The sequence below is a fragment of the Nitrospirota bacterium genome (genome assembly GCA_026387665.1).
Lineage (GTDB): Bacteria > Nitrospirota > Nitrospiria > Nitrospirales > Nitrospiraceae > Palsa-1315.
The window spans coordinates 252,866-275,909 of sequence record JAPLLG010000013.1; the positions used below are offsets into that span (position 1 = coordinate 252,866).

A 23,044-nucleotide genomic window follows, 5' to 3' on the forward strand; every position below is an offset into this window, starting at 1 on the left:
TGATACGGCTTATGTGGTGGTTGCGCGAATACGTTGGATTAATGATGTAGTGGACATGCCGGGGACCAAGGGAATAGTACGGACGACTCCGCCGCGCGCTTCGACGATCTCGCGCCCGACGATCTGTTCCACCGCCCAATCTCCGCCTTTGACAAGAATATCCGGCTGCAGGGCGGCGATCAGGTCCTGGGGGTCCGGTTCATTGAACAGGATAACATAATCGACTGAGCCGAGCGCCGCGACGACTTCAGCCCGCTGAGTGTCCGGGACGATCGGCCTATCCGGCGCCTTATTCAAACTTTTGACAGATTCGTCGCTGTTGACGGCCACGACCAGCAGGTCGCCCAGGTCTTTCGCGGCTTGGAGGTAGCGTGTATGGCCCACATGCATGAGATCGAAGCAGCCGTTCGTGAACACAATGCGGTTGCCGGCCTGCCGGTGAGACTGCAGCAGCGAGGCGAGTTCCTGTCGTTGTTTAACCTTGGAAAGCATCAGATGCCTCTCCTCATTTGAGAGAGGCATCATAGGGGGATGCAGCGGCTGAATCAATGCCCGACCGCCTCTCTCCAGGCCCCTCCCTCGTTTCCGGCTGTGTATCTGGCCCTCCCCGGTCAGGGGCCTGACCGCAGCACCCACGAATGCGAGACGATGCTGCCTCCGCGACCTGACGACGTATCCTGAGGGCGGAGACCTACGTCATTCTCAGGAGCCACGTGGGCTAAAGTTCCTTCAAAAACAAGCCGATTGAGATATGAGGTTCTAGGAGGTACGGGATCTGTCCGAGTGGAAACCATTCGGGGGAAGACCGTCTCGCCGGCCTGCCAACAGCATAGTTGACGTCGATGTACGGAACCTATGCAGGGATAGTGGATACTTGTGTTTCTTCCCTTCCCATTTGACAAGTCAAAGAGGTTCCTGATGGGCCGGAGGCCCTATCGAGGACAATTCTTACTGATCGTGCTCGTCACGGTGGTCCCGCTATTCGTGGGCGGATTTGGATTAGCGTTTCTCGAACAGCGGTTCATCTCGACGACCGGAGAAGCCGTCGCGGTGGTTGCCGCCGACATCGCCGATAGCATCGATCTGCTCTTGCTGGAACGGTACGGCGATATTCAGGTTCTCGCGGACATCGTGCCTTCTAAGGCCAAAAGGGAGGACGGAGATGCCGGGCTCTTTACGATGTTCAAGCGCGCCTATCCCCTCTACCTCTGGGTCGGCGTGGCCAATGCGGAAGGGCGGATTGTTGACGCGTCAGATCCGTCGACCGTGAACATGGAGATGAGAGGCGAGGGCTGGTTTCAGGAAGCCAAAAGGACTGGATCGATTTACGTTGGCGACGTGCGTCGAGACCTCCTCACCGGGGGAAATGACGCGATTTCGTTCAGCAAGCCGTTATTCGCACGGTCCGTTCATGGCCAACCGGGTGCGTTCCTCGGCGTCGTCACGACGCGGATTGGGATTCCGGCGTTGGAGGAAATTACGACGAGAACGATCCAGACCTTTGAAGAAGGGCGGAAGGTTTGGCGGACGGTGGAATATCAAGTGTTGCGGAACGACGGCCACGCATTCATCGATTCAGATCTCTCGCATAAGGGCGATGTCAATCTCAAGCAGATGGGGCTGCCGTCCGCGGAGCTGGGCGTCGCAGGGCAATCAGGTTATATCGAGGAAGACCATCGGCGGCGGCATGTGCCGGTGCTGACGGGGTATGCGCGGACGAAGGGACATGGCGAGTTTGCCGGGCTTGGCTGGACCGTTCTGATTCGTGTCGACCGGAGCGAAGTCGTCGATCCGATCCATGGCCTGCTCTGGAAAGTCGGGCTGACGGGAGGACTCGTCGTCTTGCCGCTCGTCGCGATGCTCCTCTGGACGGCCCGGCGCGTACAGCGGGAGTGGGGCCATGCGCAACAGGAGAAGGAACAGGCCCTCGCGCATGAACAGCATCTGCAAGCCATTGTCACGACGATTCCTGAGTGTGTGCTGCTGGTGAGCCGGGAAGGAGTGGTGCGCGACGCGAATCACGCGGCGTGCGTCTTATTTGATGTGCGGGACAGGACTGAGCTGATCGGCAAGCCGATTTCCCCGTTCATCTATCGCGAGGACCGTCCCGCGTTCCAGGTGATGCATCAGAGTGTCTGGAACGGCGAGCCAGGGGTCCTGCAATGTCAGGTGTCTCCGCTGCCGAACGTGCAACGCTGGGTGGAGGTCACAGCCTCCTGTCTTCGCGACGGTCGAGGAGCTGTGCAGGAGGCCTTGTATGTTCTGCGTGATATCACCGAGCACAAGCGAGCCGAATGGCGGATTTTGGGCCAGCATGAGGTGACGCTTGTCCTTGCCGAATCCGACTCACTGTGCGAGGCGGCGCCCGGACTCCTTCGTGCGATCGGGACCGGTCTCGATTGGTCGGTCGGTGCGCTGTGGGAGATGGATCCCAAGGTCGGCGCGCTCCGATGTACGGAAACGTGGCAATGCACGTCTGAGACCCTGTCGGATTTTCTCGATAAAAGCCGCGAGGTGAGTTTGGCACCAGGCGTCGGTCTTCCCGGGCGGGTCTGGACAAGCGGCGAGGTTCTGTGGATTGCAGATGTGAGGGACGACGTAAATTTCCCTCGGTCGGCCCTGGCGGTTCGCAATAGTCTGTGTGCGGCAGTGGCGTTCCCGATTCTGCTCGATGGCGAGATTCTGGGTGTGATGGAGTTCTTCAGCTCCACGGTCCGGCATTCTGACAACGGCACGCTGAGTGCGATGGGCGCGTTCGGCATCCAGATTGGCGCGTTCGTGCGTCGCAAGCGGACCCAGGAGCAGGAGGCGGGCTTCGGGCATATCCTCGACGACATGCTGAACGAGATTTATCTGTTTGACGCCGGGACCCTCTGTTTTCTGCATGTGAATCGGGGGGCGCAGGCCAACCTCGGGTATAGCGCGGACGAGTTGCTCAGGCTCACACCGTTGGATCTCATGCCGGAGTTCACCAGCCAATCCTTCGCCACCCTCATCCAATTTTTACACCGCGGCGAACGGCAATCCCTCCAGTTCAATACCGTGCACCGGCGTAAGGACGCGTCGACATACCCGATTCGAGTGCACTTGCAATGTAGCTTGTTTCACGGCCGTCCGACCTTTGTGGCCATCGTGTTGGATATTACGGAGCAGTGCCGGGCACAGCAGCGGAGGGCGACTCAGTATGCCGTAACGCGGGCGTTGGCCGGTGCCTTGACGGTCGAGCAGGCCATGCTGGGCGTGATGCAGGTGATTTGCGGCAGTTTAAATTGGGACCTGGGCATTTTGTGGAAGGTTGATTGCCAGCGAGAGGTGCTGCAGTTTAGCCATCTCTGGAGGAAGTCTCAAAATCTGTTCCCCAATATCGTGTCGGCCAGCCAACGAGCGACCTTTGCGTCCGAGGTCGAACTTCCTGGGCGTGTCTGGGCGACCGGGGAAGTGTGGTGGATTTCCGATATCTCCACGGAAACGACGTTCCGGCGCCATGCCGCAGCGGAGCAAGATGGACTGTGCGGTTCCTACGCGTTTCCGATCAGGCTCCGAGGAAGTGTCTACGGCGTGCTGGAGTTCTTCAGCCGTGAGTCGCAGCCGCAGGAATCGGATCTCTTCCCCATGCTAGCCGAGGTGGGTAGTCAGATCGGGCTCTTTATCGAGCGGATTGAGGCAGAATCGGCGCTCCGCGAGAATGAGGCGCGGACTAGGCAGATGATCGACACGGCGCTGGACGCGGTTATTACGATGAATGCCGAAGGGCTGATCGTGGAATGGAATAGGCAGGCGGAGGTGCTGTTCGGCTGGTCTCGCCAGGAGGCCGTGGGTCGAAACCTGGCGACCACGATCATTCCTGAAGCCTATCGAGCCGCGCACGAGGAAGGACTCAAACAGTATGTCGAGATGGGTCAGGACGCCGTCTTGAATAAACTACTGGAGGTGACCGCAGTGCATCGTGACGGTCGCGTGTTTCCAGTGGAAGTTGCGATCGCTCCCCTCCGGCTCGAAGGAGGACTCACCTTCAGCGCGTTTCTCCGCGACATCTCCGCGCGCAAACAAGCCGAGAAATCCCTGACGGCTTATGCGCAGGAGCTCGAGAAGACCAATCAGGATCTCGATATCGCACTTGCGCAGGCCAAGGCTGCCACGGAAGCCAAGTCTACGTTTCTTGCGACCATGAGCCATGAAATCAGGACGCCGATGAACGGCGTGATCGGCATGACCGGCTTGTTGCTCGAGACCGGCCTCACCCAGGAGCAGCAGGGGTACGCGGAAACAGTCCGCACCAGCGGGGAACATCTCCTGACGATCATTAACGACATTCTCGATTTCTCGAAAATCGAAGCTGGCAAACTCACCTTGGAGATCATCGACTTCGATCTCCGCCACGCCATGGAGGAATGCCTCGACCTGTTCAGCGAACAGGCTTCAGCCAAGGGGATCAACCTGGTCTGTTTGTTTCACGCCGAGGTGCCGACGGCCTTGCGCGGAGATCCTGGCCGGATCCGCCAGATCGTCACGAATCTGATCGGCAACGCGATCAAGTTCACCAAGCAAGGCGATGTCGTGCTGCATGTGAGCCTGGTCGAGGAGCGGGGTGAGCAGGTCCAGGTTCGATTCGAGGTTGCCGATTCGGGTATCGGCATCGCGCCTGACACCTGCGCGAATCTGTTCCAGTCGTTCAGCCAAGCGGATGCATCCATGGCACGCAAGTATGGAGGCACCGGGCTGGGTTTAGCTATTTCGAGGCGCCTCGTCGAGATGATGGAGGGCACGATCGGGGTGGAGAGCAAGCCGGGCGAGGGGAGCCGCTTCTGGTTTGCGGTCTCTCTGGAGCAACAGCCCATGGCACATCGGGCGCCACAGGTTGAGCGCACCGATCTGCGAGGCCTCCATGCGTTGGTAGTGAATGATAAGGAGATTAACCGGCGTGTGCTCGAACTGTATCTCAAGAAATGGGAGCTTCAGGGCACGTTCGCCGAGAGTGGGGAGTTCGCGTTACAGCTGTTGCGCAAGAGTGTCGCGCGCGGCAAGCCCTATGACGTGGTGATTTTAGATTTGGACATGGTGGCGATGGACGGACTTCACCTCGCCCAGGCGATCAATAAAGACCGGATCCTGAAAGGCACTCATACGGTGTTGTTAAGTGCCACCGGGCGGCGAGGCGACGCGAAGGCGGCGGTGGCGGCCGGCGTGGCGGGGTATTTAACGAAGCCGGTGCGGGAGGCTCACCTCTATGATTGTTTAACCGCCGTCACGGGGAGGCCTCGGCGCCAGCAGGGAGCCGACGGCGAACGATCAGCCGCGCCACTAGGCCATGGGTTGGTGACGCGCCACAGCTTGGCCGAAGCGAAAAGGAAAACCGGCATTCGGTTGCTGTTGGCCGAAGACAACATCATCAACCAGAAAGTGGCTGTCCACATGCTGGAAAAGATGGGCTACCATGTGGACGTGGTCGCCAATGGTGCGGAGGCGATCGAAGCGACAAACCGTATCGCCTATTCAGCAGTGTTGATGGACTGTCAGATGCCTGAGATGGATGGCTTTGACGCGACGAGTGTGATCCGCCAACGGGAGGCGGCACTCGCGAAGAGTGACGAGCCGATCAACGGACAACAGCCCACGCAGCATGTGCCGATTATCGCCATGACCGCCAACTCGATGAAGGGCGATCGGGAGCGGTGCCTGGAAGCCGGAATGGATGAGTATATTTCGAAACCGGTCAAATCCCAGGATCTCGCCAGCATACTCACGCGACTGCTTAAAAATATTGAACCTGCACCACAGCAGGCGGCCCATCCGTCATTGGCCAGGAAAATGGCCAGTTGAGCCCTTGTCTGCCGATGGAGAATTGACTAGACTGCTGGCCTACTCAGAGGGTTGAACCATGGCCGACAGTCCGGATGAGCGAAACGGGAGAGCCTACAGTCTCTATACGTCCATCAGGCGCTATTTCGAACCGCTCCGGCAACATTGGGAGAAGTTATCTGCTGAGGAGCAGGGCGTCGTCATCCAGGAAGTGGAGGCGTTTTTGAATTCGGTTCGCCCGCCCGACAGTTCAGGCCCTAGCTGAGCCTGTCTACTCTTCCGGAATCCCCCCGAGCCGGACCATTCGACTGCCATATCGTTCGATCAATCCATCCAAGGCTGCGACAGCCTGAGTCTGGCGCTGTGCAAAGAGGGATTCGGTCGCAGGTAGGAGGCCTGACAGTGACAGGCCCACCAGCCGGTAGTCTGTGTGAGGAATGGCCAGGCGGTGGAGCGCCGCTCGGATGGCTGGCCACATCGCAGGATCGTAATTGAGCGGTTGCTGGAACTGCTGCTGTCGAGTGGTGACCCGGAACGTTGTATCTTTAAGTTTGACGGTGAAGGACCCAGCCGCCAGACCCTGCACGCGCAGATCATGCGTCAAGGTGCCAAGAAAACTTTTGATCGTCTGCTCCAGGACTGCCAAGTCGCGGCTGTCCCGCTCGAACGTCGTTTCACGACCGAGACTTTTGGATTCCCGATCGACCACGACCGGATCGTGATCGATGCCCCGCGCCACCTCCTGCCAGGCGATCAGACGGTTGCCCCATTGCTGCCGAAGAAATGGCTCATGCTGCGGATCGAGCAGGTCGCCAACGCAATGGATACCGAGCCCCTGCAACATGGCCGCGGATTTCGGTCCGATACCAGGCAAGTCGCGCACCGGACGAATCGCCAGAAAGGCTGCTTCGGTGCCCGGCTCGATCACCGCCAGCCCGTCCGGCTTGTGGACATCCGCTGCGACCTTCGCCACAGTTTTTCCGCTGGCGAGCGCGACCGTGCAATGGAGTCCCGTGGCGTCGAAGATCGCGTCCTTCACGCATCGGCCCAGACGTGAGGGGTCGGGATAGAGAGATTGCATGTCCGTGGTCTCTGCGTAGAACTCGTCGATGCTGGTCCATTCGACGACAGGGAGTAGACGGTCGATGACGGCCTGCATCTGTTCATGAAGTCGTTGATAGAGAGGTCGGTCCGGAGGAACGAGGATGAGCTGGGGGCAGAGCCGTTTGGCTTCGCCGGTCGGCATGGCGGAGCGGATGCCGAACGAACGGGCTTCGTAACTCGCCGCCGCGATAATGCCTCGCGGGGAGGATCCTCCGACTGCCACCGGTTTGTCCGCAAGGCTGGGATCTGCCAGGACCGCCGCGGAGGCGAACATGGCATCGATGTCTCCGAACAGGATCTGGCGAGACCAGCGCATCGATGGCTCCTCCAGTCAGCGCTTATACCGGAAAGGATAATTGGCCGGGTGGCAAGGATGTCGGAGACGGTTCGTGCTGGAGCTGGCCTACTGACTCCAATTCCTGCAGGGAGCCCCGACAGATGCCGCAATGGTGCCGGCGCGGCTGAATCGTCCGTCGTTGACGCCGGTACAGTTGGCCGCATTGCCGGCAGCGCCAGGCAAATCGCGTGAGCGCGAGCACTTCCTTCTGCAACGAATGGTAGATGGTGATCGCCAGGGTTCCATCCCGATTCATCTCGGTCATCTTGCGGAGAAAATCAGGCCCGTGATTCGGCCGCCGTTTCAGACTGTCGTATTGCCACTGATGAATCATTTCATGCGCCAGGGTATTTACGATTTCCTGTTCGCCATATTCGCTCGCGTGGGTGGCTTGGTGGAGCAAGGGGAGGGAGAGGCGAATCTCGCGTGTGGTCGGCGGGCGAAGACCCTCCTGATCCAGCCGGGGTCTTGGTCCTCGACGGCTGATGAACATGCCGACGGAGGAGGTCAGGCGGCGGCTCCAAACGAGATCGATCGGAGGCAGCAGGTCTGCGAAGTAGCGGCCATTCAGCTCGTTCCACATTTGAGTGAGATGCTGAGTGGTGACGGGAGGGGCTTGGCGTGGAGCCATAGGAGGGGGTTACCCCAATTCTTCGTGGATGGCCGCGGCTAGCAAGGGCACCATGATTTCGTGGTGGCCGATCAGGGAATAGCCCTTTCCGCCCTTCTGGGTCGGCCGCCGCACCACGTTGGTGAGGGGGCGGTAGTGGGCCATGAAGTCCATGTTCACGGTCGTAATGTTGGTCAGCTCATGCCCGAGGTTCCGTCCCAGCGACACGGCCTTGAGAAAGACCTCCGGTAAAATGACGGCGGAGCCGAGGTTGAGATAGACGCCTCCCTCCATCCCGGACACGACAGCCGCCAGCCGCCGAAAGTCCAGTAACGACGTTGCGCCGATGGAGGCTCCGTCCGCGGCAGGATGCATATGGATGATGTCGGTGCCGATGGCGACATGCACAGTCACGGGAATGCCGAGTTTCGCGCCGGTCGCCAGGATGCTCGTCTCGCGATGGGGGAATTGCCCCTGGCGCCGATTGATGTAGTGGCCGACGGATTCGCCGAGTCCCTCGCGATCGTGAGCCCCGCGGACGATCGCCTCGTTCAGCATGCGGCCGGTTTCTTCCGCCATCCCGAAACGGCCCTCGTCGATTTCCGCATCGACTTCTTCGGACGTATGGCCCATGAGCGCCAGTTCGAAATCATGAATGATCCCGGCGCCGTTCATGGCTACAGCCGAGACGATGCCTTGCTGCATGAGGTCCACGAGGATCGGACTCAATCCGACTTTGATGACGTGGGCGCCGATGCCGACGATGACCGGCTTGCCTCTGCGATGGGCCTTCGCGACGGCTTTGGCGACGGCGCGCAAGGTTTTGACGCCGAGGATATCCGGCAGCGAGCGATAGAATTGGCTGAAGCTGCCCTCTCGCTTCCAGGGTTTGGCAAAATCGGAGATGCGGACTTTGCTATGCCGTTTTCTAAGCGGATAGGTCGTGAGGTCCGTCACGTTGATCGGGGCGATCAGGCGAGGGGCTGTGACAGGGGGCCGCTGCCGGTCAGGAGACTTTGCCAAGGAGTTGCTCCTCGATGAGTTCACAGAGAACGTGGCCGAGCGTGATGTGACTTTCCTGAATGCGGGCTGTGACCGCCGAGGGCACGACAAAGGGATGGTCCACCATGCCGGCCAGCTTTCCGCCGGTCCCGCCGGTCCAGCCGACAGTGATGAGGCCGCAAGCCTTCGCCGCTTCCACGCCTTTCAAGATGTTGGGGGAGTTGCCGCTGGTGCTGATGGCGATGGCGACGTCGCCCTTCTGGCCATGGGCGCGGACCTGCCGGGCAAAAAGTTCGTCGTACCCGTAATCGTTGGCGATGCAGGTGATGGCGGCAATGTCGGTGGCCAGGGCGATGGCTGGGAGCGGCGCCCGCTCGCGCTTATAGCGCCCGACGAATTCGGCGGCGAGATGGGCCGCATCCGTGGCGCTGCCTCCGTTGCCGAACAATAACACTTTGCGTCCCTCACGAAAGGCCGTGACCATCAGTGTTGCGACCTGCACGATGCGATCGGCATGGTCGCGCGCGAACTGTTGCTTGACGGTGGCGCTTTCGGCAAAGGCGCTGAGGACAATATCTTTCATGAGGCGATTCTAGGCAACCAGCCGTCACCTGTCAAACCTGGCTGCCGAAGGCTTTTGCGCCGCCCTATGGTATAGTCCGCGCGAAATGGCGCAAGACCAACCAGTCAAAGCTCTCGTGATCGCGCTCACCGACGATGCGGCGGCGGCGATTTATTCGATTAATCGTCTGCAGCCCGATTCCCTCTGCTTCGTATTGCCGGCCTGGGCGAAAGCGCTGGTGGAGTCTGACGTCCAGCCGAAGATCGCACAGATGCCCAGGCGATGGGATTGGATCGTGCTGGAGGAGACGGGCGAGTTCGTCGGCTGTTATCGGGCGCTGGCGCAAGCGCTTCCGGAGATGTTGCGGACCTGGGACGTGCAGCCGGGCGAGTTGGTCGTCGATATAACCGGGGCCACTCCTGCCATGGCCGGCGCTCTGACCTTGGCCACTCTGTCTCATAGTTCGCGGATCGTCTCGCTCGTGCCGGCACGAGAGGGGCAGGAAGATGATCGGATCGATATCGCGGGGAAGCCGTTCCTCTGGACGCAGGGGAATCCCTGGGACAAAGCGGCCTCTGTCTCGCGCCGCGAGGGTTGCGACCTGTTCAATCGGGGACTATTTGCCGCTGCGGCGAAACTGTTCCGCGAGGTCGAAGCCAGGGTGAGCGGCGGGCAGAAGCCCCTCTACCGGGCCTTTGCTGACCTGGCTGATGGCTACGATCTGTGGGAGCGGTTTCACTACCGTCAGGCTTGGGAGAAGCTGAAGACTGCCGTGAAGGCGTTTGACATGGCGTTGGTCTGGGGTGGACCGCAAGGGCTTAAAGCGGTTCTGCCGTTGGTTAAAGCGAATGCGGGATTTTTGGAAAGACTCGTCCTCGATCCTGCTCCCGTGAAAGATCTGCAGGCGCTGGATCTGCTGGCCTATGCTGGTCGGCGACTGCATGGCACGCACGATTCGGAGGCCGCCATGGTTTCGTTGATTCGCGCGCTCGAAGCCTTCGCCCAACGGCAACTGTTCAAACAATACACAATCAAAACCTGGGACGTGCAGCCGGAGCAATTGCCGCAGGCGCTGCAAGAAACCTGTCGGTCCTGTTGGTTGGAAGACCTCGACGGCAAGTACAAGCTGCCTATGCAGGCGCAGTTCCGCACGCTGGCCGGGCTAGGCGATCAGATGGGCCAAGCCTTTCTCCGAGAGTGGCCAACGATGAAACCGTTGCTCGACGCAGCCAACCAGGCCATCCTCGGTCATGGCTTCGAGCCGGTCAAATCCGAGCGAGTGCAGCAGTTGTACGATGTTGTTGTCAGGCTAGCCGGGGTGAGTGAAACCTCGTTGCCAAAGTTTCCGGTGCTGAACCTCTGAAGAGCTTATGGCGTATGGCCGATAGCGTATAGCAGGAGCAAAGACAAACTAAGATGGCGTTCCGATTTGAAACGTTGGAGATTTGGCAGATGGCCAAGGAGTATGCAACAAGGGTCTATGCCGCTACCGCGAAGTTTCCGAGACATGAAGACTATGGATTGAAGTCCCAGCTGAATCGGGCAGTAAACTCGATCGCACTCAATATCGCGGAGGGCACAGCCAAGAACAGCAATAAAGCGTTCGACTACCACCTGGAGATTGCGTTGGGATCGACCTTCGAAGTGGTGGCTGGGGCGTTTCTTGCTAAGGATCGAGCGTACATCTCAGAGGTTGAGCGCAGTGCCTTATATGAGGATGGTCAGCGACTTGCGAAAAGCATTAATGCATTCAGGAATACGCTGTCGATATCTTGACGCCCGGCTTCTTGTTTTGGCTTTGATTCTTGTCCGTACCATTAGCCATACGCCATAAGCTTTTATTCGGCCATCAGCTCTTATGGAAATTAGGATCTACTACGAAGACACCGACTGCGGCGGGGTGGTGTATTACGCCAACTACCTCAAATATTTTGAGCGCGCGCGGACGCAGTATCTTGAAGAGCGGGGGTTGTCGGTAGCCGGGCTTATAAAGGATGGCACGGTGTTCGTGGTGGTGCATGCGGAAGTCGATTACCGATCTCCCGCCCGCTACGGCGAGACGTTGGTGATCGAGACGGTCGTTTCCGATGTGACGGCAGCTTCGTTCACGTTTTCGCATGTGATTAGAGAGCGGGAAAGTCAGCGGGTGGTTGTCGAAGGGGCGGCAAGGCTGGCGACAACGGATGGCAATGGCAAGGTAAAGCGCCTCGACAAGGAGATGGTCGCCGCGCTACAGTCTGGGCCCACAAGGAGTCACTAAATGGATAAGCTCGGAACTTGGCTCGCCATCACCGGCGTCGCGATCGGCTTCATGGTCCTCGGCTGGCTGCTGTTTTCAGACAACCCGTCTGACAAGAACAAGAAAAGGCCCTAATTTATCTGCACGCGGTCCGTCCTGCCTCCACGGAATTGAGCTCACTGGCTCGTGTTTCCGCTCCTCTCGTCTTATTCCCTGATTTCTTCCTCCAGCAGTGCCCCTGCCGCCGTCGTCTTTAGATTCGTGGCAATCTGTTTGTTAGGGTACGCGTATGGGAGCAAACCAGAGCACTAGAATAATTTTCCATAGGTATGGGAGTAATAGTAGAGCCGCTGTACTTATGAGTGAGAGTGCTAGGATGAATATCAGCCAAAATCGATTGCGGGAGAACCAGGTTCTCGGAGTATGGTGAATGTGCCGGTACTGGCCTCGCTTGATCGGGACCACCACCGACGAACGAGCGATGCGCTCGACCGTACTGGACAATGGCAGCGTCGCCGGTCTGGATGAGCCCTCCGTTTCAGCACGTTGCAGCCCCGTGGGTGACGGTAACGGTTCCTTCCCGAGCCGCAATTGTCGTCGGACGATGTTGCTGAGTTCCGGTTGCCCATCAAGACCGAGCATGAGGAGGTCATCCAGCGTCAGGATCGACACCAGCTTGCCCGCTTCGTCGACGATCGGCAAACGACGGATGCCATGATGGCTCATGAGCGCGATGGCAATGCCGACTTCCTCGTTTTGAGACACCGTCACAGGCGGGGCCGACATGATGTCCCGTACCAGCACGGTCTTGCCATCCAATCCTGCCGCCATGATCCGGGCGACAAGATCACGGTCCGTCAAGATCCCGACCGGTTTCCCCTCTTCCACCACGATCACATCGCCCACCCCTTGCGTTACCATGAGGGTGGCCACATCGTCGGCCAAAGCGTCCAGCGTGACCGTGTAGACCGTCATCGTCAACCCTTGGTCATCAATACTCATGTCTGAATCCATTTTGGAGTGCCTGACAAGAACAAGCGGTTAGGCGTCACGCTACTGCAAAGCCTCTAGCAGGCTGCGGAAAAACTCGGTGTATGCGAACAGCATGGCTAAAATACTCCGAGTGGCACCGTGGCCTGAACAACCACAGGATGCTCAAAAAGGCCGTTCAGCAAGGCCGCAGCGAGCGAAGAGGCGAGGCGTACGGGTTGGTACGTTGAGCCTCTTCGTGAAGCGAGAACGTCGCTGGCGGACTTTTTCAGCATCCTGCTAAGGGAGGCGCACCCAATTGTAGGTGACGATCTTTCCCGGAGGAAGGTCGAAGGATCGCGTGCCGGACAGCGTGAATGAACTGCCAACGGGTACGGTTCGAGGGGCGTCAAGCACTGCCGTTGGTCGCTGATCGTCGATCACGATGACCTCCGCAACGTTGGGCACAGACTGGTTGCCGGCGTCGTCGACGACGATGAGCTGAAATCTGTGGCGCCCAGGAGGTAAGGGGGCGGTTGGGGTGACCGTGACTTCAACTGTAGGGGCTTGGGTGCTAATAGGCTGGCCGGGAATGAATGTAGCCATAAGGCGCTCCTTTGCTAGTGGGTCGCGAATACGATGTTACGAGTCGTAAGACGCGGGATAATATTCTTGCGGTATCCTGCCAGGATTGGCCATCGAAGTCCAAGGTGTTTTGGTGCTGGTGAGACGATTAAGAATGGGGCTTCGCGAAGCCATCCATCCGGAGTCTCTCCGCGACATTCTGCCCATCCACAAAGACCTCGGCCACGAGGCGATTGTAGACATCTCGGCCTTGCGGGACGATGTGAACCAGCCCGTTGCGCAGCAACTCTTGCAGTCGCAGCTTGGCGGCCGGTCCGCCCGGCTCGCTCATTTCGGGTGTGTCGATGCCCTTGAGCCTGATTCGCTCGGCCCCATAGTGAAAGGTGTCGCCATCAACCACGTAGATTTGTCGCCCGTCGACCGTGCGCTCTGTTCCGCCGAGTCGCGCGAAGGTTTGCCGCCGGAGCAGCGATTGGAAGCTTCGGCTGTTGGATCGGCGCAATCCGTTGCGCCTCTTGTGAGGGTGGAGTCCTTTTTCGCGGTGAGGCCGGTGGGGACGGATGGCGCTTCCTTCTTGCGGGGCTGGCTTCCAGCAGAGACCGCAGGAGGAGCGGGCAGGAAGGGCATCGGGCGATAACGGAGCAGTGGGTAGGGAGGAGGGCTGTGCTGTGGTTGACTGAGTCAGCCCTTCAGAAGGCAGCGCCAATACGCACGACAGGGTCCAGAGGGTGACGAGCAGATATCTTTTCGAGATTCCGCCAAGGATGCTGGATATTTGTCGTAAGCATTCCATACAATGGACCGAGCAGCAGGGTTCGTGCCAGATTTATTGACAATGAAGAAATTCGCATGCTGTTATAGACAACAAGAGCATATGGCCTATGGCGTATAGCGGGAGCGATGTGGTCAGGAAGAGGTTTCGGATCTCTTGCTATTAGCCATAAGCTATTTGCTCTTCAATGGTTTACGATTTACGGAGGCTTCTATGGATATGATGGGACGTGTGGGGCTGATCGAGGTGCCGATTTTGATCGCGCCGGATCAAAAGGTCTGGATGGATCGGATGATTAAGGAAGGCAAGATTGCCATTCCTCCGGGCGGGACGCTGGAAAAGGGTTCGCTCTATTCGATGTTCGTCCGCATGCTTTTGCATAACGCGATGGAAGAGCAGAAGCGGCAGGAAGTGCTGGATATGGAGGACGAGGACGACGAATAGGGAAGCTGTTGAAAACGCCCGCCAGCTTCGTTCTCGCCTTGAAAGCATCCTCAACGTAGCCAGGGGCTACGCCTCCGGTGCGTTCATCGGCTGCGGCCTTGCTGGACGGTCGTTTTGAACAACTTCCTGGGTTGCGCCTCGCAGGGAACCCATTTCGAGCATCCTGCGGGGCTCAGCATCTGTATCGAGACCGATCCGCCGAGTATCTTCCTCGACATAGCAGGACAGAGCGTATAGCGCATGGCTTATAGCAGGAGTTGAGGAGAGAGTGAGCCTGCAAGTCATCTGGCTATATGCCATATGCTATTAGCCATTAGCTCTTTGGCGCCGGCTCTATGTTAGAGGCTCTTGAATGCGGTGTGCGCGGCTTTGATCGTTTTTTCGATGTCGCTGGTTGAGTGAGCGGTCGAGAGGAAGGCTGCTTCGAATTGTGAGGGGGCCAGGTAGATTCCCTGTTCCAGCATCTTGTGGAAGAACTGCCCGTAGCGCTTCGTGTCGGAGAGTTTCGCGGTATTCCAATCCACCACTGCGCCTGAGGTAAAGAAGGCGCCCAGCATCGAGCCGACTCTGGTTTGCGTGAGCGGGATGCCGGCTTTCTTGGCCGCTTCCCCGATCCCTTCGGCCAGGGCTGCCGACTTTTCTTCCAGCTTCTTGTAGACCCCGCGGACCTTGAGCTGCTTGAGGGTTTCAATGCCGGCGGAGACGGCCAGCGGATTGCCCGACAGAGTTCCCGCCTGGTAGACCGGCCCGGAAGGCGCGATCAGGTCCATGATCTCTTTCCGTCCTCCGTAGGCGCCGACCGGCAAACCTCCGCCGATGATTTTCCCCAGCACTGTCAGGTCCGGCGTAATGCCGTAGAGCGTTTGCGCGCCGCCGTAGGTGACGCGGAAGCCGGAGATCACTTCGTCGAAAATGAGGAGGATGCCGTTTTCCGCCGTGAGCCTCCGGAGTGTCCGGAGAAAGTCCTGAGCCGGCGGCACGACGCCCATGTTTCCTGCGATCGGCTCGATAATGATGCAGGCCAACGTGTTTCGCTGTTCTTTGATGATCTGCTGGACCGCCCGGATGTCGTTGTAGGGGACGGTCAAGGTGTGCTTCGCAAAGTCGGCCGGGACTCCCAGCGAATCGGGGATTCCCAAAGTGGCCAGGCCGGAGCCGGCTTTCGCCAGCAAGTAATCGCTGTGACCGTGGTAGCACCCGTCGAATTTGAGGATGTTGTCGCGCTTCGTAAAACCGCGGGCCACGCGAATCGCGCTCATGACCGCTTCGGTGCCGGAACTGACCAGCCGGACCTTTTCCATCGAGGGGAAGGCCTGGTTGATCATGCGGGCGAGCGTGACTTCCAGTTCGGTCGGCGCGCCGTAACTCGTGCCGTTCGCTGCGGCCTTCTTGATGGCGCGGATGATGGCCGGGGCTGCATGGCCCAAAATCATCGGGCCCCATGACAGGATATAGTCGATGTAGCTGTTTCCGTCGACGTCGTAGAGGCGGGCGCCTTTGGCTCGTTTGATAAACCGGGGCTGGCCTCCGACGGACCGGAAGGCGCGGACCGGACTATTTACGCCACCAGGGATCAGCTGCTGCGCGTCGGCGAATAATTTAGCGGAACGAGTCGTTTTCATAATGGGGGCGCACAGTACCATGCAGAGGGTTGTCGGTCAAGAAACCATAGCGGCAGGCTGCTCAAAAAATCCACCACTGTCGTTCTCGCCTCGAACGCATCCTCAACGTAGCCAGGGGCTACGCCTCCGGTGTATTCATCGGCTGCGGCCTTGCTGGTGGATTTTTTGAGCATCTTGCTAAGCTCGCCTTGAGGAGGCTTTACGTGGTGCGCTAGGCTCTGTGCTGATCTCGCTCAGCTCCCAGCGGGCGCGTTTGGATTTTTCCCGCTCCGATATGGCGAACAGTACGTGGAAGGGTGTCGCACGTCGCGCACCCATGCCCGCCTGCCCGCTTCCCCAGGCCTCTCCCGCGTCGCTCAAGACCTCCAGAAAGGTTTCATACTCGTCTTCGTCGTCCGGCAACACCTGCGCTGCATCGGTGAGGAGCAAGATGTAGCCCTTGGCCGGTAGCCACTCCAGGTCGGCCAGGCATTCTTCCAGGGCATCCCAGTTGTGGCCGAAGTAGTCAGGGAAATCCAAGGCGCGGGCAAATTCGGTCAAGAGGCCGGCGGTGGTTTGACACTTGGCTCCCTTGATAATTTTCAACTTATAACCGTCCGGCACATGTATGAGCGACTCAGCCCGCTGTCCGGCCTTCACGATCAGCAGCGAAGACCAAGGCGCTTTAGTTGACTGTAGATAAGCAGGCAAGGTGAGTTTGGGGGTCATGGTGTTGTATCCAACGGAGTGAATGTTCGATAGTGATCGCCGCTGTAGTAGGCCCTGCCCGTATCTTGTTCGACGACGATCCGTTCCGCATCCCGCGAGCGGCCTCGTATTTTCGGATTCACATCGTACTCGTGATAGTGGCCCGGTGGAAGGCGATGCTCGCGATTGTGAAACTCACGCCCTCCAATATAGCCTGGCAGGGGGTCGCCATGCCTGGCCTGGAGTTGCGCCAGGAGGTCCTGCGCCTTCTGAGGCGCGGTTGTCGTGGGAGCTGCCGACTCCGCTGCCTCCGCCCGTTCGATGAGCCAGGTGGGCGAGGCCAGCAGGCTCCAGAGGATCAGGAGGCTGACGATCCACCGTCGATTCATGGTGCGATCCTTTACCGGGCAACATCCGAGTCGAATTAGAGTGAACGACCGTAGCACGGGGTTTTGAAGTGGGTCAACGTGCGACGAGCAGACAGGCAGAGAGGCTTTGCGGCGCCGGAACCCGTTTGCTAGAATGAGGCACGCGATCGTTATCAGGCGCACGAACCGTGAGTTCCATGAGAGCATGTGCAGTCCGCAGCCTGTCCATTGGTGATCTCTTCTTCCATGCGAAAAGCAAAAATTGTATGCACGATTGGTCCGGCCAGCGCCGAGCCCTCCATCCTCGAACAGCTGATTACGAGCGGGATGAATGTGGCCCGGCTCAACTTCTCCCATGGCACGCACGAGTCGCACCGAACGGCGATTGCATCGATCCGCGCTGTTGCGGAGCGCCTGCAGCTGCCGGTTGCGATCTTGCAGGATTTGCAGGGGCCTCGAATCAGGGTGGGCGCGCTCGACGGAGATGGAGTCGACGTGCTGGCAGCACAGAGGATCAGGCTCGTCGGAGGCATGTTGCGGTCGGGCGGCCAGATCGGCAGCCAGATCGTGGCTCCTTCGAATCTCACGGAGATCCTGGTCGTCTATCCGCAGCTGGCGCGCGACGTGCGGACTGGGGCCAGAATCTTGATCGACGACGGACTGATCGAATTGCTCGTGACATCGGTGACTGGCGGGGCAGTCGAGTGTCAGGTCAAGACCGGCGGGCGGATCAGGTCCCACAAGGGAATCAACTTGCCAGGCACCACGATCAGCGCGCCCACGCTGACGGAGAAGGACCGGAAGGATATTCGTTTTGGCGTCGCGGAAGGCGTGGACTATATGGCCCTCTCGTTCGTGCGGGGGTCGGAAGATGTGCAGGCGGCGCGGCGTCTGGTGGCGGAGTGCGGCGGCGACCAGCCGATTATCGCCAAGATCGAGCGAGCTGAAGCCATTGCGTCGCTCGATTCCTTGTTGGAGGAAGCGGACGGGGTCATGATTGCGCGGGGCGATCTGGGCGTGGAGATGGGGCCGGAAGTCGTGCCGATCCTCCAGAAGCGGATTATTATAAAGGCGAATCAGCATCGCCGGTTGGTCATTACGGCGACGCAAATGCTCGAGTCGATGACGCAGCATCCCAGCCCGACCAGGGCGGAAGCTTCCGATGTGGCCAACGCAATTTTCGATGGCACCGATGCGGTCATGCTCTCGGCGGAAACAGCCCGCGGGCAATATCCGGTCGAATCGGTGCAGGTGATGGACCGGATTGTGCGTGTGGCGGAAGGCGAGACCCTGTTTCTGAACCTCGGCCCGGGCAAACGGCCGTCCGGCCATGAGCATCGCGCGATTCCTGAGGCGATGTGCGAAGCAGCCGCATCGGCGGCAGCCGCGACAGAGGCGGCTGTGATCGCCACGTTCAGCGAGTCCGGCACAACGGCCCGGCTGCTCTCGAAACAACGGCCTGCCGCCCCCATTGTAGCCTTCACGCCGCACGAGCCCGTGCGTCGGCGGATGGCGCTCTACTGGGGCGTGCTGCCCAGGCTGATGGCCAGAGTCCAGGATCCAGACGATCGCGTCCGCGCGGTCGAGCAACGATTACTGGAGGAAACGTTGGCAAAAACGGGTGATTGCGTCGTTCTGTTATCCGGGACTGTGACGGGACAATTGGGAGGCACGAATGCCATGAAGCTCCATAGGATTGTGTCATGAGCCGCCGCATGTTCGGTCGGTTGGCCGCGTTCCTGGCTCTGATCGGCTGGCTCTCCGCCGCGAGTATCGTCTCGGCGCAGAGCGGTTCCATCGACCATTCTCCAGCCGAGGTGGTGAAACGGTATCTGACGCTCGACTACAAGGGAGCCCGGCTCGATGCCATGTCGGTCGATACGGTTGCGACCTACAGGAATTGGCATGACGAGCCGACGTGGGGGCAGGTCGTCGTGATTCGGAGCTTTACGGTGGCGGAGCATTACCGTCAATGGGAGGTGATCGATCGATTCGAACTGATCATCCCGGTCACCTTTCAGATTCTCGGTTCGGTGAATCTGGAAACCGCCAGCTTCACCCAGGAGGTGCGGATGGAAGAGGTGCGGGTTCGCGTGAAAGCCGTCAACAATCGATGGAGAATTATTGAGCCGATGCTGCCGCCTCACGTGGGGCAGAAGCGGATGGTGAATGTCGTGCGTGAAGCGTGGATGAAGGAAACCGACCAGGCGAAGCGAGACCTGCTCGATTCGTTGCGGGATGAGTTACGAAAGGCCAAATGATGGGAAAGACGTCAGTCGAGCTGTTGATTTTCGATCTGGACGGGACGCTGATCGAGTCCAAGTGGGATATTGCCGCGTCGGTGAACCTCACGTTAGCTGAGCTGGGACTGCCGGAGCGGCCACTTGAAGAAATCTTCGGGTTTGTGGGCGACGGAGTGAAGCAACTGTTGCGCCTGTCAGTCGGCGAGAGCACTCGGGTCACCTACGACGAGGTCTTGCGGGTATTCCGGGGCCAATACCTGGCCCATTGCCTCGATCGCACCACGTTCTACCCAGGTATCGGAGAAATGCTGACGCATTTTGCCGCCAAACGGAAGGCCGTGGCCACCAATAAGGCGATCGAGTACACGAATGTGATTCTCCAAGGGTTGGGGGCAGATCATTTTGAGTATGTCGTCGGAGGCGATCATGGATTCGGATTAAAGCCGGAGCCTGGCATGCTGTTGCATGTGATGAAAGAATTGAATGTCTCGCCCGAACGCACCGTGCTCATTGGGGACAGCACCAACGACATCAACGGCGGGCATAACGCCGGGATTCGTGTCTGTGCGGTCGGCTATGGCATGGGGAATCGCACCAAGATGGCGGCCTGTCAACCGGACTGGTTTATCGAACGGCCGGAAGAATTAATGGAGCTCTTTATATGAGGATTCACATCCCACGCTTCATAGTGTTGCTCGTCGTGCTCAGTCTGAGTTTCAACCTCGATTTGCTCCATGCCGGGTCGCCCAGCCTGGCGGATCGTGTGGTGGAACAGAAGCTGGCGAACGGCCTGACCGTGCTTATGGTCGAGCGGCATCAGACGCCGGTGGTCTCCCTCAACATGACCTTCCGGGTCGGAGGAGTGAACGAGCAGATCGGCCAGACAGGTCTGGCGCACCTCTATGAACATATGGCCTTCAAGGGCACGAGGACGGTGGGGACGAAGAGTTACGAGAAAGAACGGCCGATCCTCGAAGAGTTGTTTCGCGTGGGAACTGAGTTGGAGCAGCGGCAACGGGACCTGGCCAAGAGGAATCAGGAGAAACCGGCCAGCTCCGAAGCGCGCGCCGCCGTCGAGCGCCTCCAGAAACGATTCACGGAGTTACAAGAACAAGCGGGACAGTTCGTGGCGGGCAATGAGATGGCCTTGCTCTACCAACGGCACGGGGGAGTCGGACTCAATGCTTCGACCGGCAAGGACCTGACTCGCTACATGATCAGTCTCCCGGCGAATCGCCTGCCCCTGTGGGCTTCGCTGGAAGCCGATCGCATGGCGCATCCGGTCCTTCGCGAATTCTATAAAGAGCGAGGTGTGGTGATGGAGGAGCGGCGGTTGCGGAACGACGACAGCGCGAACGGCCTGTTGTTCGAAACCTTCACCTCAGCCGCCTTCCGCGCCCATCAATATGGCATCCCGACGATCGGCTGGGAGTCGGATATTTTGTCGCTCACGCCGGCCGACACAGAAGCCTTCTTCAAAGCCCATTACGGTCCCGACAATGCGACGATCGCCATCGTGGGCGATATCAATCCGAAGGAGGTCATGGCCCTGATCGAGCAGACGTTCGGCAAGATCCCGGCTGCGCCCCCGCAGCCTCAGATTGTGACGGTCGAGCCGCCGCAACGGGGAGAGCGCCGCGTGGAAGTGGAATTCGATGCTGAACCCTCAGTGGCCATCGGGTTCCACAAGCCGGCCTTGGGCCATCCAGACGACTATGTGTTTGACGTGATCGACGCGGTGCTGACGGAGGGCCTTACCTCCCGGCTCTATGCGAATCTGGTCCGCGACCAGCGGATCGCCGCCTCGATCAATTCCGATTCGAACTATCCCGGGGTCCGCTCCCCGAATCTGTTCGTGTTTAGCGCCACGCCGCTCGCACCCCATACGACGGCGGAAGTTGAAGCGGCCATCTATGCCGAGCTCGAACGGCTCAAGACGGAACCGGTCTCCGCCAAGGAATTAGAAAAGGTGCTGAACAATCTCGACGCGGATTTGGTACGAGCGCTCCGGTCCAATGGGGGTCTCGCCTCTCAGTTGGCCCTCTATCAGACGGTGGCGGAAGATTGGCGCTATGCGCTGAAGGCCCGGGACAAAATTGCCGCGGTGACGCCGGGGGATATTCAGCGGGTGGCGGCTGAATATTTCACGAAGACGAACCGAACGGTGGCGACATTGGTGAAGAAGGTTGGCGAAAAGAAAGTTGCGACGGCGCCGAAGCATGAGGTGGCGCGATGACAAACGTGAAAGGTGAAACGTTCAACGTGAAACGGAGATGCTTGATTCTGGTCGCGATGGTCATGGCCCTCACGGTTCCGGTGCTGAGTGCTTGTGCCGGAAACCTGGCGTTGGGCGATCCCAGACAAATGACCTTCAAGCCGGTTGAGTTTACTCCGCCTGAACCGGATCGTGTGGTGCTTGAGAACGGGATGGTTGTCTATCTTCTGGAGGACCATGAGCTGCCTTTGATCAGCATTACCGCGACCATGAAAACGGGAGGCTGGCTCGATCCTGCCGATAAGGTCGGCCTGGCGTCGTTGACCGGTTCCCTCATGAGGACCGGCGGAGGAGGCGGTTTGTCGGCGGAGCGAGTGGATGAAGAACTCGAACAGTTCGCCGGGGATGTCGGCATTTCGATCGGCCGCCAATCTGGTTCCGCCTCGCTCGATGTCCTTAGTAAAGATCTGAAGCGGGGGCTTCAGATTTTTGCGGGACTGATCCGGACGCCGGCGTTTGAGTCAGCGCGGGTTGAATTGGCCAAGCTTCAGTCCATCGAAGGAATTCGCCGCAGGCAGGATAATCCCAGTTCAATCGTCAGCCGTGAGTTCGTGAAGCTCCTCTATGGAGCGGAGCACCCGACGGCGCGTGAAAGCAGCGTCGAGTCCATCACCCGCATTACCAGAGAGGATCTGATCGCCTTCCATCGGAAGACCATCCATCCGAACGGTATGATGTTGGGAGTGACGGGAGACTTCGACAAGTCCGCGATGGTGGCCCTCTTGCGCGAAACATTCGGCGATTGGAAGCCGGGCGAGGTTCTGGCCTTGACGATTGCCGATGCGCCCCAGAATCAGACGGGGAAGCCAGTTGTCCGGTTCGTGAACAAGGATACCTCGCAAACGCATCTCCGCGTCGGGCATCTGTCGATCAAGGAAAGCGATCCGGACTATGTGTCCCTTGCGATTGCAAACGATATCCTGGGGGGCAGCTCCTTTCGCAGCCGCCTCTTCAACGATGTGCGGACCAAGCGGGGCCTGGCCTATTCGGTCGGCAGCCGTTTGAATACCGGGGTGCATGATCAAGGGGTCTGGCTGATGAGGGCAGAGACGAAGCTCCCCTCGACGCAAGAGGTCATTGCCCGGTTCATTGCGAACATGGAACGGATGAGAACCGAGCTGGTGACGGACAGCGAGTTGGCAGAAGCGAAAGAGGCCTATGTGAATTCGTTTGTCTTCTCCTTTGCCAGTTCGTCGGCGATCGTGGGGCGGCTGGTTGAGCTGGAATATGACGGGCTTCCCCATGACTTTCTCCAGCAATTGCGGACGCGGGTCGTGGCTTTGACGAAGGAAGAAATTCTGGCGGCGGCGAAGAAGCATTTCAATCCTGAGCGATTGACCATCGTGGCAGTCGGGGCGGGGGAGGCCTTGCCGAAGTTGCTGGGGGGATTCGGGGAGGTCCAAGAAGTGAAGGTGGCTCCGTAGCG

The 23,044-nt window shown here is 59.1% G+C and carries 22 protein-coding genes; 12 read left to right on the plus strand and 10 right to left on the minus strand.

Annotation, left to right across the window (positions count from 1 at the left end):
- Window positions 1-9: 9 nt before the first annotated feature.
- A complete protein-coding gene (gene rfaE2 / locus NT179_11940) occupies window positions 10-492 on the minus strand; it encodes a D-glycero-beta-D-manno-heptose 1-phosphate adenylyltransferase (GenBank protein MCX5722719.1) in 483 nt (160 codons plus the stop codon).
- Window positions 493-918: 426 nt separating this feature from the next.
- Between rfaE2 and NT179_11945 the strand changes: the two genes are divergently transcribed.
- On the plus strand, window positions 919-5,820 hold the full coding sequence (locus tag NT179_11945) for a PAS domain S-box protein (protein ID MCX5722720.1): 4,902 nt from the start codon (window positions 919-921) through the stop codon (window positions 5,818-5,820).
- A gap of 58 nt (window positions 5,821-5,878) precedes the next feature.
- Entirely contained in the window at window positions 5,879-6,064 is a 186-nt protein-coding gene (locus NT179_11950) for a hypothetical protein (GenBank protein MCX5722721.1), read from the plus strand.
- Between the two features lie 6 nt (window positions 6,065-6,070).
- On the opposite strand, the gene NT179_11955 is transcribed toward NT179_11950, so the two are convergent.
- Genes NT179_11955 through NT179_11970 form a run of 4 tightly spaced genes read right to left on the minus strand, consistent with a single transcriptional unit; the run spans window position 6,071 to window position 9,435 of the window.
- Window positions 6,071-7,219 (minus strand): DNA polymerase IV, encoded by a 1,149-nt coding sequence (locus NT179_11955; protein MCX5722722.1) that lies wholly within the window; start codon window positions 7,217-7,219, stop codon window positions 6,071-6,073.
- 22 nt (window positions 7,220-7,241) lie between these two features.
- The gene (locus NT179_11960; GenBank protein ID MCX5722723.1) at window positions 7,242-7,871 is read right to left on the minus strand and encodes a SprT-like domain-containing protein; all 630 of its coding nucleotides are present in this window, start codon (window positions 7,869-7,871) and stop codon (window positions 7,242-7,244) included.
- A gap of 9 nt (window positions 7,872-7,880) precedes the next feature.
- Complete coding sequence (locus NT179_11965; GenBank protein MCX5722724.1) at window positions 7,881-8,873, minus strand: hypothetical protein; 993 nt, start codon at window positions 8,871-8,873, stop codon at window positions 7,881-7,883.
- Window positions 8,857-9,435 carry a D-sedoheptulose 7-phosphate isomerase gene (locus NT179_11970; GenBank protein ID MCX5722725.1) on the minus strand — a complete coding sequence of 193 codons (579 nt, stop codon included), beginning with the start codon at window positions 9,433-9,435 and terminating at the stop codon, window positions 8,857-8,859. The genes NT179_11965 and NT179_11970 overlap by 17 nt, the downstream gene beginning before the upstream one ends.
- An 85-nt stretch (window positions 9,436-9,520) precedes the next feature.
- Between NT179_11970 and NT179_11975 the strand changes: the two genes are divergently transcribed.
- From NT179_11975 to NT179_11985, 3 genes are all read left to right on the plus strand, one after another.
- Window positions 9,521-10,777: a TIGR02710 family CRISPR-associated CARF protein gene (locus tag NT179_11975; GenBank protein ID MCX5722726.1), complete on the plus strand. Its 1,257-nt coding sequence runs from the start codon at window positions 9,521-9,523 to the stop codon at window positions 10,775-10,777.
- Between the two features lie 53 nt (window positions 10,778-10,830).
- Window positions 10,831-11,190 carry a four helix bundle protein gene (locus NT179_11980; protein MCX5722727.1) on the plus strand — a complete coding sequence of 120 codons (360 nt, stop codon included), beginning with the start codon at window positions 10,831-10,833 and terminating at the stop codon, window positions 11,188-11,190.
- 82 nt (window positions 11,191-11,272) lie between these two features.
- Window positions 11,273-11,674, plus strand: coding sequence for a YbgC/FadM family acyl-CoA thioesterase (locus NT179_11985; GenBank protein MCX5722728.1), 402 nt, complete (start codon window positions 11,273-11,275; stop codon window positions 11,672-11,674).
- Window positions 11,675-11,929: 255 nt separating this feature from the next.
- Here the strand turns inward: NT179_11985 and NT179_11990 are convergent, their stop codons facing one another.
- Window positions 11,930-12,655 (minus strand): CBS domain-containing protein, encoded by a 726-nt coding sequence (locus tag NT179_11990; GenBank protein MCX5722729.1) that lies wholly within the window; start codon window positions 12,653-12,655, stop codon window positions 11,930-11,932.
- A 267-nt stretch (window positions 12,656-12,922) separates the two neighbouring features.
- Window positions 12,923-13,228, minus strand: coding sequence for a hypothetical protein (locus NT179_11995; protein ID MCX5722730.1), 306 nt, complete (start codon window positions 13,226-13,228; stop codon window positions 12,923-12,925).
- A 118-nt stretch (window positions 13,229-13,346) separates the two neighbouring features.
- Between NT179_11995 and NT179_12000 the strand changes: the two genes are divergently transcribed.
- Both NT179_12000 and NT179_12005 read left to right on the plus strand, forming a co-directional pair.
- Complete coding sequence (locus tag NT179_12000; GenBank protein MCX5722731.1) at window positions 13,347-13,844, plus strand: hypothetical protein; 498 nt, start codon at window positions 13,347-13,349, stop codon at window positions 13,842-13,844.
- 348 nt (window positions 13,845-14,192) lie between these two features.
- Window positions 14,193-14,423: a hypothetical protein gene (locus NT179_12005; protein MCX5722732.1), complete on the plus strand. Its 231-nt coding sequence runs from the start codon at window positions 14,193-14,195 to the stop codon at window positions 14,421-14,423.
- Between the two features lie 338 nt (window positions 14,424-14,761).
- On the opposite strand, the gene hemL is transcribed toward NT179_12005, so the two are convergent.
- The 3 genes from hemL to NT179_12020 all read right to left on the minus strand — a co-directional run bounded on the left by hemL (window position 14,762) and on the right by NT179_12020 (window position 17,121).
- Complete coding sequence (hemL, locus tag NT179_12010) at window positions 14,762-16,045, minus strand: glutamate-1-semialdehyde 2,1-aminomutase (protein ID MCX5722733.1); 1,284 nt, start codon at window positions 16,043-16,045, stop codon at window positions 14,762-14,764.
- 177 nt (window positions 16,046-16,222) lie between these two features.
- Window positions 16,223-16,753, minus strand: a complete 531-nt coding sequence (locus NT179_12015; protein MCX5722734.1) for a barstar family protein — start codon at window positions 16,751-16,753, stop codon at window positions 16,223-16,225.
- Entirely contained in the window at window positions 16,750-17,121 is a 372-nt protein-coding gene (locus NT179_12020) for a hypothetical protein (protein ID MCX5722735.1), read from the minus strand. The genes NT179_12015 and NT179_12020 overlap by 4 nt, the downstream gene beginning before the upstream one ends.
- A 225-nt stretch (window positions 17,122-17,346) precedes the next feature.
- On the opposite strand from NT179_12020, the gene pyk reads away from it, so the two are divergent.
- The 5 genes from pyk to NT179_12045 are packed head-to-tail and all read left to right on the plus strand — an operon-like array spanning window position 17,347 to window position 23,042.
- On the plus strand, window positions 17,347-18,807 hold the full coding sequence (gene pyk, locus NT179_12025; protein ID MCX5722736.1) for a pyruvate kinase: 1,461 nt from the start codon (window positions 17,347-17,349) through the stop codon (window positions 18,805-18,807).
- A complete protein-coding gene (locus NT179_12030; GenBank protein MCX5722737.1) occupies window positions 18,804-19,361 on the plus strand; it encodes a hypothetical protein in 558 nt (185 codons plus the stop codon). The genes pyk and NT179_12030 overlap by 4 nt, the downstream gene beginning before the upstream one ends.
- On the plus strand, window positions 19,358-20,008 hold the full coding sequence (locus NT179_12035) for an HAD-IA family hydrolase (GenBank protein MCX5722738.1): 651 nt from the start codon (window positions 19,358-19,360) through the stop codon (window positions 20,006-20,008). The genes NT179_12030 and NT179_12035 overlap by 4 nt, the downstream gene beginning before the upstream one ends.
- Window positions 20,005-21,579, plus strand: coding sequence for a pitrilysin family protein (locus tag NT179_12040; GenBank protein MCX5722739.1), 1,575 nt, complete (start codon window positions 20,005-20,007; stop codon window positions 21,577-21,579). Before NT179_12035 ends, NT179_12040 begins: the two co-directional genes overlap by 4 nt.
- Window positions 21,576-23,042: a pitrilysin family protein gene (locus NT179_12045; protein ID MCX5722740.1), complete on the plus strand. Its 1,467-nt coding sequence runs from the start codon at window positions 21,576-21,578 to the stop codon at window positions 23,040-23,042. The genes NT179_12040 and NT179_12045 overlap by 4 nt, the downstream gene beginning before the upstream one ends.
- The last annotated feature ends 2 nt before the right edge of the window (window positions 23,043-23,044 follow it).

Bases quoted from the DNA above. Each gene is read 5' to 3' on its own strand.
- NT179_12040 (MCX5722739.1), top strand. From the start codon at position 20,005: ATGAGGATTCACATCCCACGCTTCATAGTGTTGCTCGTCGTGCTCAGT.
- NT179_11950 (MCX5722721.1), top strand. From the start codon at position 5,879: ATGGCCGACAGTCCGGATGAGCGAAACGGGAGAGCCTACAGTCTCTAT.
- NT179_12035 (MCX5722738.1), top strand. From the start codon at position 19,358: ATGATGGGAAAGACGTCAGTCGAGCTGTTGATTTTCGATCTGGACGGG.
- NT179_12005 (MCX5722732.1), top strand. From the start codon at position 14,193: ATGGATATGATGGGACGTGTGGGGCTGATCGAGGTGCCGATTTTGATC.
- NT179_12015 (MCX5722734.1), bottom strand. From the start codon at position 16,753: ATGACCCCCAAACTCACCTTGCCTGCTTATCTACAGTCAACTAAAGCG.
- NT179_11945 (MCX5722720.1), top strand. From the start codon at position 919: ATGGGCCGGAGGCCCTATCGAGGACAATTCTTACTGATCGTGCTCGTC.
- NT179_11985 (MCX5722728.1), top strand. From the start codon at position 11,273: ATGGAAATTAGGATCTACTACGAAGACACCGACTGCGGCGGGGTGGTG.
- NT179_11955 (MCX5722722.1), bottom strand. From the start codon at position 7,219: ATGCGCTGGTCTCGCCAGATCCTGTTCGGAGACATCGATGCCATGTTC.
- NT179_11995 (MCX5722730.1), bottom strand. From the start codon at position 13,228: ATGGCTACATTCATTCCCGGCCAGCCTATTAGCACCCAAGCCCCTACA.
- NT179_12030 (MCX5722737.1), top strand. From the start codon at position 18,804: ATGAGCCGCCGCATGTTCGGTCGGTTGGCCGCGTTCCTGGCTCTGATC.
- NT179_11960 (MCX5722723.1), bottom strand. From the start codon at position 7,871: ATGGCTCCACGCCAAGCCCCTCCCGTCACCACTCAGCATCTCACTCAA.
- rfaE2 (MCX5722719.1), bottom strand. From the start codon at position 492: ATGCTTTCCAAGGTTAAACAACGACAGGAACTCGCCTCGCTGCTGCAG.
- NT179_11980 (MCX5722727.1), top strand. From the start codon at position 10,831: ATGGCGTTCCGATTTGAAACGTTGGAGATTTGGCAGATGGCCAAGGAG.
- hemL (MCX5722733.1), bottom strand. From the start codon at position 16,045: ATGAAAACGACTCGTTCCGCTAAATTATTCGCCGACGCGCAGCAGCTG.
- NT179_11975 (MCX5722726.1), top strand. From the start codon at position 9,521: ATGGCGCAAGACCAACCAGTCAAAGCTCTCGTGATCGCGCTCACCGAC.
- NT179_11970 (MCX5722725.1), bottom strand. From the start codon at position 9,435: ATGAAAGATATTGTCCTCAGCGCCTTTGCCGAAAGCGCCACCGTCAAG.
- NT179_12020 (MCX5722735.1), bottom strand. From the start codon at position 17,121: ATGAATCGACGGTGGATCGTCAGCCTCCTGATCCTCTGGAGCCTGCTG.
- NT179_11990 (MCX5722729.1), bottom strand. From the start codon at position 12,655: ATGAGTATTGATGACCAAGGGTTGACGATGACGGTCTACACGGTCACG.
- pyk (MCX5722736.1), top strand. From the start codon at position 17,347: ATGCGAAAAGCAAAAATTGTATGCACGATTGGTCCGGCCAGCGCCGAG.
- NT179_12045 (MCX5722740.1), top strand. From the start codon at position 21,576: ATGACAAACGTGAAAGGTGAAACGTTCAACGTGAAACGGAGATGCTTG.